The following is a 12466-nucleotide window of genomic DNA, read 5'->3' as shown; positions in this document are numbered from 1 at the left end:
GTGGAACCGAATTCTGATAAAAAACACGTTTGGGATAAAGTCAATCAATGGGAAGAAGAACTTCTTTTTCTGAAATCGATTATTGATAAAACTGAGCTGGTTGAAACCATAAAATGGGGAGGACTTATTTATGTTTACAACAAAAAAAATGTTATCGGAATTGGAGGTTTTAAAAATTATTTTGCAATTTGGTTTTTAAATGGCGTATTTCTGAAAGATGAGAAAAAGAGATTAATCAACGCTCAAGAAGACAAAACAAAATCGATGCGCCAATGGCGTTTTACTTCTAAAGATGAAGTAAACGAAAAAGAAGTCTTAGAATACATTCAAGAAGCAATTGAAAACGAAAAGCAAGGAAAAGTAATAAAACCTTCTAAAAAAGAAGCTATAATCTCTGAACTTTTAGAAAACGAAATGACTCAAAATCCAACTTTAAAGGAGGCATTTGCAAAATTTTCTCCATACAAACAGTATGAGTTTTTAGAATATATTGAAACTGCAAAACAGGAAAAAACAAGGCTTTCGAGAATTGAAAAAGTGATTCCGATGATTTTGGCGAATGTTGGATTGAATGATAAATATCGATAAATAAATTTCAATTTACAAAATTCCAAATTCCAAACTATACGAGGCTAAACCTTTGTCAAAGTTTAAAACTTTGACAAAGGTTTTTTCATAATAGAAAACACATCATCTTGCAAACATAGCCCGTGGTTTTAACCACGGGACGCAATCATTATCACAATCCGTTTCCCGTGGTTAAAACCACGGGCTATTTTTGCATACAATGAATTAAAATCTTTGCGGAGCTACTTGCGAAGATTTCTCCCTTCGGTCGAAATGACAAAAATGGGTACAAAAAAATCCCAAACTCCTTATTTGGAATTTGGGATTTTAAATATTGTAATTTTTAAAAAAAATTATGCTTTTTTATTCAAAGCAGCGCTCAATTCAAGAGAAATTGCAGAACGCTCTAATTTTAATTTTCCAGACATAGTTTCGATTACAACAGTAGTTTCTGCTAATTCAGCGATTTTACCGTGGAAACCACTTTTTGTTACTATTTTGTCACCTACTTTTAGGCTGCTTTCAAATTCTTTTTCGTTTTTAGCTCTTTTTTGTTGTGGTCTGATCATGAAGAAATAGATTACCACGAACATCAAAAGGAATGGCGCAAATTGAGTTAATTGTCCCATAATTTAAATTTATTTTTGATTTATATTTAATACTCTTTTTTAACTTCTCCCGAAGCCTCGGGACGCTCAGAGAGACAAAGCAGTTGGAATTTGGTATTTAAAAAATTGAAAATTTAATTTTTACATTAACCCTCTTCCCGCTTTTATCATCTTTTTATTGGCAGTAAGCTCTTTAACAAGATTATCTAAAATTCCGTTGATAAAAATACTACTTTTTGGTGTAGAATACTCTTTCGCAATTTCTAAATATTCGTTAAGAGTTACTTTTACTGGAATTGACGGAAATTTAATAAACTCGCAAATTGCCATTTTCAAGATAATAGTATCGATTTCGGCAATACGATCACTGTCCCAATTTGGTGTTTTATCTTCATATTCTTTTGCAAATGCCGTTTCGTTTAGAATTGTTCTTCTAAATAAATCTTTTGCAAAATCTTTATCCTCAACATCTTTATACAATTTAGGCACTCTAAAATCGTCTGGATCTTCCGTTTTAATTGCTTTCAACTGTTTCACAATATGAGTATTTACAACAGGAATATCATCAACCCAAGTCAATTTATCGTCTTCTAAGTACTCGTATAATTTTTCATTCGGAACAATAACATTTTCAAACAAATCAATAATAAATTGTCTGTCTTCTTCAAACGTATTTACGTTATTGCTCATGTATTTTTGGTAGATATCGCTTGCTTTAACATCATTTAAAAGCAAAATAATATAATCATCGTTTAATGACCAGTTATTGATTTTACGATTTTCTAAAGCGATACTAAGAGAATTGCTTTCAGCAAGAAGTTGAAAAATTTTATTCTTTACAAATTTTTCATTCGGATTACGTTCTGCGGCAGTTGCCAGGTGTTTTTTGCTTGACAGATGCAAATAGACAGCTTCTTTTTTGCAAATTTCTATCAATGAAGAAAGCATTATAAGATATAAGTCCTGAATATTATCAATGCTGTAGAAAAGAAATTTCTCTTCTTTTTCCATGTTATCAGAACCGCTTTGGTGCATTGCATAAATGGATTGCATTACTTTAACGCGTATGTGTCTTCTATTTACCACCTTGTAAGAACATTTAAAAATTAGTCTGCAAAAGTATAACTTTTGATACGTATTTTAAAATTAATTCGTAAAAAAGTAGTTGTTTTAGTGGTCTTTTTTATTTAGTTTTCAGTCGCAGTCGCAGTTTTCAGTATTTAGCAAAAACAAAAAATCTCAGTTTCCAGTAGATCTGAAAACTGAGACTGAGACTGTAAACTTAAAAAATTACTTAGAAGCGTTCTCGATTCTTCTTTGATCGATACGATTTTGAGCAATTGTAAGAGCAGCTTTATGAGTTGTAATATTGTTTTTAGCAGCAAAATCTATAATTTCTAAAGTTGTGTTATAGATATTTTCTGTTTTGCTCATGATTTCAGCTTTACCGTAGTTGGCTAATTCAGCATAAACATTGATGATTCCACCAGCGTTGATCAAGAAATCTGGAGCGTATAAAATTCCTCTTTCTTGTAATCTTGCTCCATGAACATTCTCATCTGCCAATTGGTTGTTTGCTGCACCAGCAATAACTTTAGCTTTAATTTTATCTGCAGTATTATCGTTAATTGTTGCTCCCATTGCACATGGTGCATAGATATCAACATCTGCAGTATATAAATCTTCGCCAGTATAAATTGTTGCATTGTATTTTGAAGCAACTTGGTATAATTTTTCTTCGTTGATATCAGTAATCGTTACTTGTGCTCCTTCCTTAGTTAAATAATCAACCAAAGTTTCTCCCACGTGTCCAATTCCTTGCACCAAAACTTTTTTACCGTCTAAAACATCAGTACCAAACTGACTTTTAGCAGCAGCTTTCATACCTAAATAAACTCCGTAAGCAGTAACTGGCGAAGGGTTTCCAGAACCACCTCTTTCTTCAGAAATTCCAGTAACATAAGGCGTAACATCTCTTACAGTATCCATGTCTTTAGTTTCCATTCCGACATCTTCCGCAGTGATATATCTTCCGCTAAGTGAGTGAACGAATTCACCAAACTTACGCATTAATTCAGGTGTTTTTTGAGTTTTAGCGTCGCCGATAATAACAGCTTTACCTCCACCAATATTAAGTCCAGTAATGGCAGATTTAAACGTCATACCTCTAGAAAGGCGTAAAACATCGTTTAAAGCTTCCCATTCTGTGTTATAATTCCACATTCTGGTTCCTCCCAAAGCTGGCCCCATAACCGAATTATGAATACCAATAATTGCTTTTAAACCTGTATCTTTGTCATTGCAAAATACAATTTGTTCGTGATCGTCAAAAGATAATTGACCAAAAACAGGATCCATTTTTTGAAGTTCCTTTCCAGTTGCGAAAGTTGCATCCATAGCGCTAGTATTAATTAGGTTAAAATTATGAATTTGTCAAAAAGACATCTCAAACATAATTAAAAAATACACATGCGCTAATTTTTTGTCTTTAAAATAACAATTTTACAATATAATTGTTTTGAATAAATCGCAAATTATTATAATTTTATTTAATAATAATTCTTAAATACAAAACAATTCAATATCATATTTCTTAAAAAAATGAAAGAATTAAGCTATTTAAACAAATATTTCATCAAATATAAATATAGTTTCTCGTTAGGAATTTTAATCACCATAATCGCACAAATATTTTCTCTGTTTACCCCAAAGCTCATCAGCAAGTCTTTAAACGCTATTGAAAACTTTGATAAACTTTCTGCTGTAGAGCAAAAATCAGAAATTGTAATCGCTACTTTTCGTCAGGATCTCATTCATAATGTGCTACTTATCATCGGAACTACGATTGTTGCAGGCTTTTTAACCTTTTTAATGCGCCAGACTTTAATTGTAATGTCGCGTCATATCGAGTTTGATTTAAAAAATGAAGTTTTTAGACAATATGAGAATCTTTCGCAGAATTTCTACAAACAAAACAGAACTGGAGATTTAATGAACCGTATTAGCGAAGATGTTTCAAAAGTACGCATGTATGTCGGGCCAGCAGTAATGTATACTATAAATACAGCTATCCGTTTTGCTATCGTTATATTATATATGTATAATGTATCTCCACTTCTTACCTTATATACTATACTGCCTTTGCCAATTCTTTCGTATTGTATTTTTAAGTTAAGCTCAGAAATCAATAAACGAAGTACCACATTCCAGCAATACCTCTCTAAAGTTTCAAGTTTTACTCAAGAAATCTTTTCTGGAATTCGAGTAATAAAAGCTTATTCTTTAGAAAATCAGCATCAAAATAATATGGTTGATCTTGCTGAAGAAAGCAAACGTAAGAGTTTAAGTCTTGCAAGGGTTCAATCTTTATTTGGCAGCTTTAATGATTGCGCTTATCGGAATCAGTAATCTAGTTGTGATTTATTTTGGAGGTGTAATGTACATCAACGGAAGCATTCCAAACATCGGAACAATTGCCGAGTTTATATTATATGTAAACATGCTAACTTGGCCAGTTGCTTCTTTAGGATGGGTTTCTTCTATGGTTCAGGAAGCAGAAGCCTCTCAAAAACGTTTGAATGAATTTTTGAAAATTGAACCAGAAATCAAAAACAACAACGAAAACGAATCAGAAATTCACGGAAATATTACTTTCGAAAATGTTTCTTTTACTTATCAGGACACTAATATTGAAGCATTGAAAAATGTTTCTTTTACAGTAAAAAAAGGAGAAACATTGGCAATCCTCGGAAAAACAGGTTCTGGAAAATCGACTATTCTTTCTTTGATTTCGAGATTGTATGATGTAACTGAAGGTGAAGTTAAAATTGATGAAAACGAAATCAGCACTTTAAACTTAAATGATCTTCGCAACAACATCGGAATCGTGCCTCAAGATGCTTTCTTATTTTCTGATACGATTAAAAACAATATCAAATTCGGAAATCAAAATGCAACTGATAACGAAGTAATCGAAGCTGCTAAAAATGCTGTCGTTCACGACAACATTATCGCCTTTAACAAACAGTACGACACCGTTTTAGGCGAAAGAGGAATCACGCTTTCGGGCGGACAAAAACAGCGTGTTTCTATTGCTAGAGCAATTATTAAAAACCCTGCAATCTTACTTTTTGACGATTGTTTGTCTGCTGTCGATACCGAAACTGAAGAAATGATTTTGAACAATTTATTTGAAATTTCTAAAGATAAAACCACTATAATTGTGAGTCATCGTGTATCATCTGCAAAGAATGCAGACAAAATTATCATATTAGAAAATGGTAGGATAATTCAACAAGGCTCTCATAATCAATTAATAAATCAAGAAGGATATTATTCGGCGTTATATTTAAAACAACTTTCGGAAAAAGAATTACTTTAATTGTTGCGTAATAGATAAATTTTTATGATTTTTGAGTACTATTAATTCCAAAAATGATAGAACGTATTATGAGAGAAAATGACATGTTAGAAAAAGAAGAGATTTTTTCTAAAGTATTACGAGCAGGAAGAAGAACTTATTTCTTTGATGTGAGAGCTACCAAAGCTGATGATTATTACATTACTATTACCGAAAGCAAAAAATTTACTGAGGAAGATGGTTCTTTTCACTTCAAAAAACACAAAATTTACTTATACAAAGAAGATTTTAGTGCTTTTGCCGAAATATTAGAGGAAATGACTTCTTATGTTTTGAACCACAAAGGCGAAGAAGTAATTTCTGAAAGACACCAAAAAGACTTTAAAAAAGAATACAGTTCTGAAAAAACTGAAAGTCAAAGATCTAGTTTTACAGATATCGATTTTGACGATATTTAATCAAAATCATCTACATAAAGTAGAAGTCCAATTTGTTCTGCATTTTGGACTTTTTTTATATATTTAGTTTTCTTATAAAGTTAAAAGTTATTAGGTTAAGAGTTAAACGTCATAACTTACACCTCATAACTTATAACTTATAACATTCAACTTCCATAAAAATGAAAAAATTAATTCTTCTTTTAAGTTTCATCTTCTTCGGAATTTCTCTTTCTGCACAGAATATAGAATATGAAACGAAAAACAACATTCAATATTATAATGCATCGGTAAATAAATCAGACAAATATATCAACGAAAGATGTGTGCTAGATATTTACTATCCAAAAAATAAAACCGGATTTGCTACAATCGTTTGGTTTCACGGGGGCGGATTAACTGGCGGAAACAAAGAAATTCCTGAAGCTTTAAAAAATAAAGGCTTTGCTATTATTGGAGTTAATTATAGGCTTTCGCCAAAAGCAAAAGCTGCAAAAGCCATTGAAGATGCAGCTGCAGCAGTTGCATGGGCTTTTAACAATATTGCTAATTATGGAGGCGACAAAACAAAGATTTTTGTCTCTGGACATTCTGCTGGAGCTTATCTCGGTTTGATGATTGGGTTAGATAAAAAATGGCTTGAAAAGGAAAAAATTGATGCAAATCAAATCGCCGGTCTTATTCCGTTTAGCAGCCAATGCATTACTCATTTCGAAATAAGAAGAGAAAAAGGAATCCCAGAAAAACAACCAACAATTGATGAATTTGCTCCTTTATATCATGTTCGTGCAGATGCGCCGCCAATATTATTAATTACTGGAGATCGTGAATTAGAAATGCTTGGCCGCTATGAAGAAAACGCCTACTTGGCAAGAATGATGAAATTGGTCGGACATACACAAACTAAACTTTACGAATTAGACGGTTACAACCACGGCATGACAGAACCTGCTTTTCCTCTTTTGGTAAATGAAGTAAACCGAATTTTGAAAGAAACTAAAAAATAATCACTAAATAAAATTCCACGGCAATGGAGACACAACTATTAATTATACCAGGACTTGGAGATTCTGGAGAGAAACACTGGCAAACCTTTTGGCACGAAAAATTCCAAAACTCAATTCGCGTTGTACAAGACAATTGGGACGAACCTATTCTAGAAGAATGGCTTGACCGATTAAACGAGAATATCTCTAAACTTAATAAACCAACTATTTTAGTGGCGCATAGTTTAGCCGTATCATTGGTTTTGCATTGGGCAGAAAAATACAATAATCAGAATGTTATCGGTGCTTTTTTAGTTGCTCCTGCAGATGTCGATTCGCTAGAACACACGCCAGAATGCACAAGAAATTTTTCGCCGATTCCGCTTTATAAATTGCCTTTTCCTTCGGTAGTTGTGGCAAGCGAAAATGATCCTTACGCTTCTTTCGAAAGAAAAAAATACTTCGCTGAAAAATGGGGAAGCGATTTTGTAAATATTGGCCAGCAAGGACACATCAACTCCGATTCTGATTTAAAATATTGGGAAGAGGGACAGGAGATTTTAGAAAATCTGATCAAGAATATAATCCGAAAACAAACCTAGAGCACTTTTATGAAAAAATTCTTTTTAATCGCGTTATTAATTACAAATTTTTGTTTCTGCCAAAACAATGAAGACAATTCGTTTGAAACCAATTATAAACTTTTACTAGAGAATCTTACAAAACAAAATTGGGGAAAATCTCAGGATTTAGCAAAAAAACTTCTTGACCTTACTGAATCTGTCGATTCTATGCAGATACAAAAAGAAGTTGTGAGGCATATGTACATTTATTCAACAGCTGGTCTTTTAAATGAAAAAAAATTAACCCAAAAAGAAGCTCTGAAAAAAGTACTTTTTCTAAAATCAAAACAAATGATTATGCCTTCGCATCCATTTAACAGTAACTGTTATGTCAATTGCACAAATTTAAAAGATGATGAACCCGACACATTTTTCACTGGAGTAAATAATACGCAAGGAACTCAAATTTTCTCATTTGAATATGTAAAAATCAAAAATGGCATCAAAGAATCTGTAAATGAATTAGAAGGAAAATATATTCAATTAAGAGGAGAACTAAAAGAAATTACCGTTGAAGGCAATATGCTTCCCCGATTTAAATTAAAATTTATAAATGGAGATTATAAAATAAAAAGCCGGTAAAATTTTATCGGCTTTTTTCAATCTAAAAGCTTATAATATGTAAGCTAACCAATCCTTAGTCCATTTGATATTTTAAAATCCGGAGCTAACAAAATCACGTCTCCCTCTTCACCTACAGCTCCAAGAACCAAACATTCACTCATAAATTTTCCGATTTGTTTTTTCGGGAAATTTACAACCGCTACAATCTGGCGATTAATTAAATCTTCTTTCTGATATCTTTTGGTAATTTGTGCAGATGATTTCCTAATTCCGATTTCCGAGCCAAAATCGATCGTTAATTGATAGGCAGGTTTTCTTGCTTCAGGAAAATCATTGACTTCAATAATAGTTCCTACGCGCATATCTGTGCGCTCAAATTCATTCCAGGTTAAATCCATTTTTAAATTGTATTATTTACAAACCTATAAATTTTGTAATTAATGCGCCTAATTCTATAACCTATTTCTTTTACTTACGAGCTAATTTTACTTGAAGAAAAACGAAAATACTCACGTAAAAAGATATAACATGGAACATACTGAACCAAATGCATGCATGTCAATTAAGGATTTTGAATCTAATTTAAAACAGATTCATACCGATAAATATATAGAAACTGCTCAAAATGTAAGACTTTATGTAAAGGATTACGGTCAAGGAAAACCTGTTATCCTAATTCACGGCTGGCCGCTTTCTAATGAAATGTGGGAATATCAAATTGATCATTTAGTACAAAATAATTATCGTGTAATTGCCTACGACCGACGCGGATTTGGAAAATCTTCTCAACCGTGGGATGGCTACGATTACGATACTTTGACTGATGATCTAAAGGAAATTATTGAGCAATTAGAATTAGAAAACGTAACTCTTGTTGGTTTCTCTATGGGCGGTGGCGAAGTGGTTCGTTATTTCAGCCGTCATGGGGGAAAAGGAGTTATAAAAGCGGCTTTGATTTCTTCAATTATTCCGTTTCTGTTAAAAACGCATGATAATCCAGACGGACATCCAAAAGAAAAAAGTGAAAATACGGCAGCAGCAATAAAAGAAGATCGAATTGCCTTTATTGACAATTTCGGAAAAACATTTTTCGGTGTCAATATTATCAACAAACCTTTAAGCACGCCTTTATTAGAATACTACAGAGCTTTATGTTCAGTGGCTTCTCCACGCGCTACTTTAAAATGCGCTGAATCTTTTTCATTCACTGATTTTAGAGATGAAGTAGACTTCATAAAAGTTCCAACTTTAATCATTCACGGAGACGACGATAAAATTGTGCCGATTGACCTTACCTCCAGAAAAGCAGCAAAATCTATAGCCAACAATACTTATATCGAATATGAAGGTGCACCTCACGGACTTTTTTATACCGATAGAGAAAAGCTAAATGAAGATTTACTGGCTTTTTTGAATTCATAAAAACTTAAAAAAGTATCCAAAGAAGCAAGCTGGATCAGCTAACTGCTTTCTTTGGGTATTTTTTATTATTGTGCTCTTTTATTTACAGATTTTTAAAGCTACTTTTGAAAATCAAATTTCGAATAAAATGGCACGAACTGAATCAACAATGCTTCCAGTAGGAACAGTTGCACCTGATTTTTACTTAAAAGACACCAACTCGAACAATACTTTTTCTTTTGAAGATTTAAAAGGTTCGAAAGGTACTTTGGTAATGTTCATTTGTAACCATTGCCCATTTGTGCATCATGTAATAAGCGAAATTGTAATGATTGCAAATGATTATCGCGTTCAAGGACTTGGAGTAATTGCCATTTCTAGCAATGATGTTGTCAAGTATCCTGAAGACAGTCCAGAATTAATGACGGACTTTGCCATGGAAAATAAAATTGATTTTCCTTATTTGTACGATGAAAGTCAGGAAACAGCAAAAGCTTATCAAGCGGCTTGCACCCCAGACTTCTATTTATTTGATAATCAAGACAAATTATTCTATCGCGGACAACTTGACGATTCAAGACCCGGCAACGGAATTCCTCTTAGCGGAAGTGACCTTAGAGGGGCGATCGATGCATTAATTTACAACAGAAGTTTGAAAGAACCACAGAAACCAAGTTTAGGCTGTGGCATTAAATGGAAGTAAAAACTCACTAAATTCAAAAAGATTAACTATCTTTGCAAATCAATTTAATCCTCCTTATGGGAAATAAAACATCATTTACAGCTTCTATAAAGTCGTTTTGCTTAGCAAAACCGCTACGTGCTGTAATTATTTCACATAATAAGGCCTTTATTTTTTAGGCCTCCGTCTACTTCACTTTTCTTCTTTTTGACGGAGGATTTACATCAGCTTAAACATTTTATTATTTGACAAAAATCAATTTTTGATCAGATATTTTTTTGTTTTTCAAATTAAACATTTCGATTCTGTCTTTTAAAGTCAGAGAAATTTTTACTTGTAGATTATTCTAAGAAGAAAACATTATTTAAAATTTTATAACAATAAATTCAATATAGATATGAAACCAACACCCACTTTCTGTAAATCAGATTATCAATTTTTAAGAGAATTGATTTTAAAAAGTAAAAACTCGACAAATACTAAAGAAGCCAATCAGCTTTCGCAAGAATTAGATCGCGCTGTAATTAGTAAAGAAAGCGAATTGGATAGTTCGGTAATCCGAATCAATTCATTTGTAACGATAGAAGATGTAAAAGCCAAGAAACAAATGAAAATTCAAATCGTTTTACCTTCTGCAGCAGACGTAAAACAATCTAAAATATCAATTCTAGCGCCTTTAAGTGTTGCTATTATTGGTTTTAAAGAAAATGACGAAGTTGATTGGGAATTACCGGCTGGCATCAAAACTTTAAAAGTAATAGCTGTAGATAACTCTGCAGTACATCATTCTTAAATTTAAAAACACCTCATTTTGTGACGGTGTTTTTTTTATATCTATTTGAAAACAAAAAACCGATTCAATAATGAATCGGTTTTTTGTTTTTTATATAACAAGTGCTACAATTGAGAATCTATAAAATTGGTTATCGATGCCATCTTTATATCATCAAGTTTAGCCTTTTTCTGCATTCTTACCAAAATTGGTTTCCACTCCTCTTTGCTAAATTGTTTTGGTTCATACCATTTATGGCATTTCGCACAATTATTATCATACAATTGTTTTCCTTCCGCTAACGCTGGATCACCAAATATAAGATCCTTAGCAGATACGTCTTTTGATGGCGGTGGCGGAGGTATCTCTCCTTTTGATTGTTTAGCACCGCAGGCAGCAAGAATCAAGACTGCTCCCGCTAGAATTATAGTTTTTTTCATTCCTTATGTTTTTAGTAAATATAAAAAAATCCCATACGCTACGGCGCATGGGATTATTATTTAAAACAATACTAAATTGCTTTTAAAGTCTTATTTTACGTCCATTAATTCAACGTCGAAAATCAAAGTTGCGTTTGGCGGAATAACTCCTCCAGCACCAGCTGGTCCGTATCCTAAATCAGATGGAATTACAAAACGAGCTTTGTCTCCAACTTGCAATAGAGCAATACCTTCGTCCCATCCTTCAATAACTTGTCCAATTCCTAATTTGAATTCGATTGGTTTTTTACGTGGGTAAGAAGAATCAAATACTTTTCCATTTTCTAGAGAACCTTCGTAGTGAACAGAAACTGTTTTTCCTGCTTCAGCTCTTTTTCCTTCTCCTTTTTGAATCATTTTATAACGTAAACCGCTTTCTGTTCTATCAAAACCAGCAGCTAATTGTTCCATTTTTGCTTCAGATTCTGCTTTTAAAGCTGCTTCTCTTTTTAGACGAGCACCTTTTAAACCAATGAAAGCTTCAATTGCATTCCATTTTTGAGCTTCTTCTCCAACTCTGATAATCTCAACTGACTCTAAATTGTCTCCTTGAGCAACAGCATCAACAACATCTTGTCCTTCAACAACGTTTCCAAAAACAGTATGTTTATTATCTAACCAAGGAGTTGCAACGTGAGTAATGAAAAATTGAGAACCGTTACTTCCTGGTCCTGAATTTGCCATAGATAAAACTCCTGGACGATCGTGTTTTAAACTTGGGTGAAATTCGTCGTCAAATTTGTAACCTGGATCTCCAGTTCCAGTTCCTTTTGGACAACCGCCTTGAATCATGAAATCTGCAATTACTCTATGAAAAGTTAATCCGTCATAGAATTTTTGTCCTTGAGGCTTCACTTTATTTTCCATATTTCCTTCTGCAAGAGCAACAAAGTTACCTACAGTTCCCGGTGTCAAATCGTGTGTCAATTTTACTAAAATTGAACCTTTGCTAGTATTGAATTTAGCGTATATTCCGTTTTCCATGTT

At 32.9% G+C, this 12466-nt stretch carries 14 protein-coding genes and 1 pseudogene; 9 read left to right on the top strand and 6 right to left on the bottom strand.

Features of this window, described 5'->3' with window-relative positions; genetic code table 11:
- Positions 1-588 (top strand): YdeI/OmpD-associated family protein, encoded by a 588-nt coding sequence (locus tag ACPWTF_RS19580; RefSeq protein ID WP_427872601.1) that lies wholly within the window; start codon positions 1-3, stop codon positions 586-588.
- Positions 589-920: 332 nt separating this feature from the next.
- On the opposite strand, the gene yajC is transcribed toward ACPWTF_RS19580, so the two are convergent.
- The 3 genes from yajC to ACPWTF_RS19565 form a co-directional block, all read right to left on the bottom strand.
- Positions 921-1196, bottom strand: coding sequence for a preprotein translocase subunit YajC (gene yajC, locus ACPWTF_RS19575; protein ID WP_053471036.1), 276 nt, complete (start codon positions 1194-1196; stop codon positions 921-923).
- 120 nt (positions 1197-1316) lie between these two features.
- Positions 1317-2228: a transcription antitermination factor NusB gene (gene nusB / locus ACPWTF_RS19570; protein ID WP_250835218.1), complete on the bottom strand. Its 912-nt coding sequence runs from the start codon at positions 2226-2228 to the stop codon at positions 1317-1319.
- A gap of 237 nt (positions 2229-2465) precedes the next feature.
- Complete coding sequence (locus ACPWTF_RS19565) at positions 2466-3572, bottom strand: Glu/Leu/Phe/Val family dehydrogenase (RefSeq protein WP_427872600.1); 1107 nt, start codon at positions 3570-3572, stop codon at positions 2466-2468.
- A 204-nt stretch (positions 3573-3776) separates the two neighbouring features.
- On the opposite strand from ACPWTF_RS19565, the pseudogene ACPWTF_RS19560 reads away from it, so the two are divergent.
- The 5 genes and pseudogenes from ACPWTF_RS19560 (at position 3777) to ACPWTF_RS19540 (ending at position 8163) form a co-directional block, all read left to right on the top strand.
- Positions 3777-5556: pseudogene (locus tag ACPWTF_RS19560) on the top strand (ABC transporter ATP-binding protein).
- Positions 5557-5624: 68 nt separating this feature from the next.
- Positions 5625-5993 (top strand): PUR family DNA/RNA-binding protein, encoded by a 369-nt coding sequence (locus ACPWTF_RS19555; RefSeq protein ID WP_095931384.1) that lies wholly within the window; start codon positions 5625-5627, stop codon positions 5991-5993.
- Between the two features lie 161 nt (positions 5994-6154).
- On the top strand, positions 6155-6979 hold the full coding sequence (locus ACPWTF_RS19550) for an alpha/beta hydrolase (RefSeq protein WP_427872599.1): 825 nt from the start codon (positions 6155-6157) through the stop codon (positions 6977-6979).
- A gap of 23 nt (positions 6980-7002) precedes the next feature.
- Positions 7003-7560: an RBBP9/YdeN family alpha/beta hydrolase gene (locus tag ACPWTF_RS19545; protein WP_427872598.1), complete on the top strand. Its 558-nt coding sequence runs from the start codon at positions 7003-7005 to the stop codon at positions 7558-7560.
- 9 nt (positions 7561-7569) lie between these two features.
- Positions 7570-8163 (top strand): hypothetical protein, encoded by a 594-nt coding sequence (locus tag ACPWTF_RS19540; RefSeq protein WP_427872597.1) that lies wholly within the window; start codon positions 7570-7572, stop codon positions 8161-8163.
- Between the two features lie 44 nt (positions 8164-8207).
- On the opposite strand, the gene ACPWTF_RS19535 is transcribed toward ACPWTF_RS19540, so the two are convergent.
- Complete coding sequence (locus ACPWTF_RS19535) at positions 8208-8543, bottom strand: tRNA-binding protein (RefSeq protein WP_427872596.1); 336 nt, start codon at positions 8541-8543, stop codon at positions 8208-8210.
- 130 nt (positions 8544-8673) lie between these two features.
- Here ACPWTF_RS19535 and ACPWTF_RS19530 point away from each other — a divergent pair, with 130 nt between their 5' ends.
- The 3 genes from ACPWTF_RS19530 to ACPWTF_RS19520 all read left to right on the top strand — a co-directional run bounded on the left by ACPWTF_RS19530 (position 8674) and on the right by ACPWTF_RS19520 (position 11021).
- Positions 8674-9567, top strand: coding sequence for an alpha/beta fold hydrolase (locus tag ACPWTF_RS19530; RefSeq protein WP_427872595.1), 894 nt, complete (start codon positions 8674-8676; stop codon positions 9565-9567).
- A gap of 127 nt (positions 9568-9694) precedes the next feature.
- Positions 9695-10249, top strand: a complete 555-nt coding sequence (locus ACPWTF_RS19525; protein WP_427872594.1) for a thioredoxin family protein — start codon at positions 9695-9697, stop codon at positions 10247-10249.
- Positions 10250-10625: 376 nt separating this feature from the next.
- Positions 10626-11021 (top strand): GreA/GreB family elongation factor, encoded by a 396-nt coding sequence (locus ACPWTF_RS19520; protein ID WP_095931379.1) that lies wholly within the window; start codon positions 10626-10628, stop codon positions 11019-11021.
- 104 nt (positions 11022-11125) lie between these two features.
- On the opposite strand, the gene ACPWTF_RS19515 is transcribed toward ACPWTF_RS19520, so the two are convergent.
- Both ACPWTF_RS19515 and ACPWTF_RS19510 read right to left on the bottom strand, forming a co-directional pair.
- Positions 11126-11440, bottom strand: coding sequence for a c-type cytochrome (locus ACPWTF_RS19515; protein WP_427872593.1), 315 nt, complete (start codon positions 11438-11440; stop codon positions 11126-11128).
- A gap of 90 nt (positions 11441-11530) precedes the next feature.
- Positions 11531-12463 (bottom strand): peptidylprolyl isomerase, encoded by a 933-nt coding sequence (locus ACPWTF_RS19510; RefSeq protein WP_250835211.1) that lies wholly within the window; start codon positions 12461-12463, stop codon positions 11531-11533.
- Positions 12464-12466: the final 3 nt, after the last annotated feature.

This window comes from Flavobacterium sp. MMS24-S5 (assembly GCF_050320125.1).
GTDB classification, from domain to species: domain Bacteria; phylum Bacteroidota; class Bacteroidia; order Flavobacteriales; family Flavobacteriaceae; genus Flavobacterium; species Flavobacterium tyrosinilyticum.
Note: the sequence above shows the minus strand (reverse complement) of the source record. Positions and strands in the feature narration are given on the sequence as shown.

What these genes read in the sequence shown, in the direction of transcription:
- ACPWTF_RS19520 (WP_095931379.1), top strand. Translation starts at nt 10,626, where the DNA reads ATGAAACCAACACCCACTTTCTGTAAATCAGATTATCAATTTTTAAGA.
- ACPWTF_RS19530 (WP_427872595.1), top strand. Translation starts at nt 8,674, where the DNA reads ATGGAACATACTGAACCAAATGCATGCATGTCAATTAAGGATTTTGAA.
- ACPWTF_RS19550 (WP_427872599.1), top strand. Translation starts at nt 6,155, where the DNA reads ATGAAAAAATTAATTCTTCTTTTAAGTTTCATCTTCTTCGGAATTTCT.
- yajC (WP_053471036.1), bottom strand. Translation starts at nt 1,196, where the DNA reads ATGGGACAATTAACTCAATTTGCGCCATTCCTTTTGATGTTCGTGGTA.
- ACPWTF_RS19555 (WP_095931384.1), top strand. Translation starts at nt 5,625, where the DNA reads ATGAGAGAAAATGACATGTTAGAAAAAGAAGAGATTTTTTCTAAAGTA.
- ACPWTF_RS19545 (WP_427872598.1), top strand. Translation starts at nt 7,003, where the DNA reads ATGGAGACACAACTATTAATTATACCAGGACTTGGAGATTCTGGAGAG.
- ACPWTF_RS19565 (WP_427872600.1), bottom strand. Translation starts at nt 3,572, where the DNA reads ATGGATGCAACTTTCGCAACTGGAAAGGAACTTCAAAAAATGGATCCT.
- ACPWTF_RS19510 (WP_250835211.1), bottom strand. Translation starts at nt 12,463, where the DNA reads ATGGAAAACGGAATATACGCTAAATTCAATACTAGCAAAGGTTCAATT.
- ACPWTF_RS19540 (WP_427872597.1), top strand. Translation starts at nt 7,570, where the DNA reads ATGAAAAAATTCTTTTTAATCGCGTTATTAATTACAAATTTTTGTTTC.
- ACPWTF_RS19525 (WP_427872594.1), top strand. Translation starts at nt 9,695, where the DNA reads ATGGCACGAACTGAATCAACAATGCTTCCAGTAGGAACAGTTGCACCT.
- ACPWTF_RS19535 (WP_427872596.1), bottom strand. Translation starts at nt 8,543, where the DNA reads ATGGATTTAACCTGGAATGAATTTGAGCGCACAGATATGCGCGTAGGA.
- nusB (WP_250835218.1), bottom strand. Translation starts at nt 2,228, where the DNA reads ATGCAATCCATTTATGCAATGCACCAAAGCGGTTCTGATAACATGGAA.
- ACPWTF_RS19515 (WP_427872593.1), bottom strand. Translation starts at nt 11,440, where the DNA reads ATGAAAAAAACTATAATTCTAGCGGGAGCAGTCTTGATTCTTGCTGCC.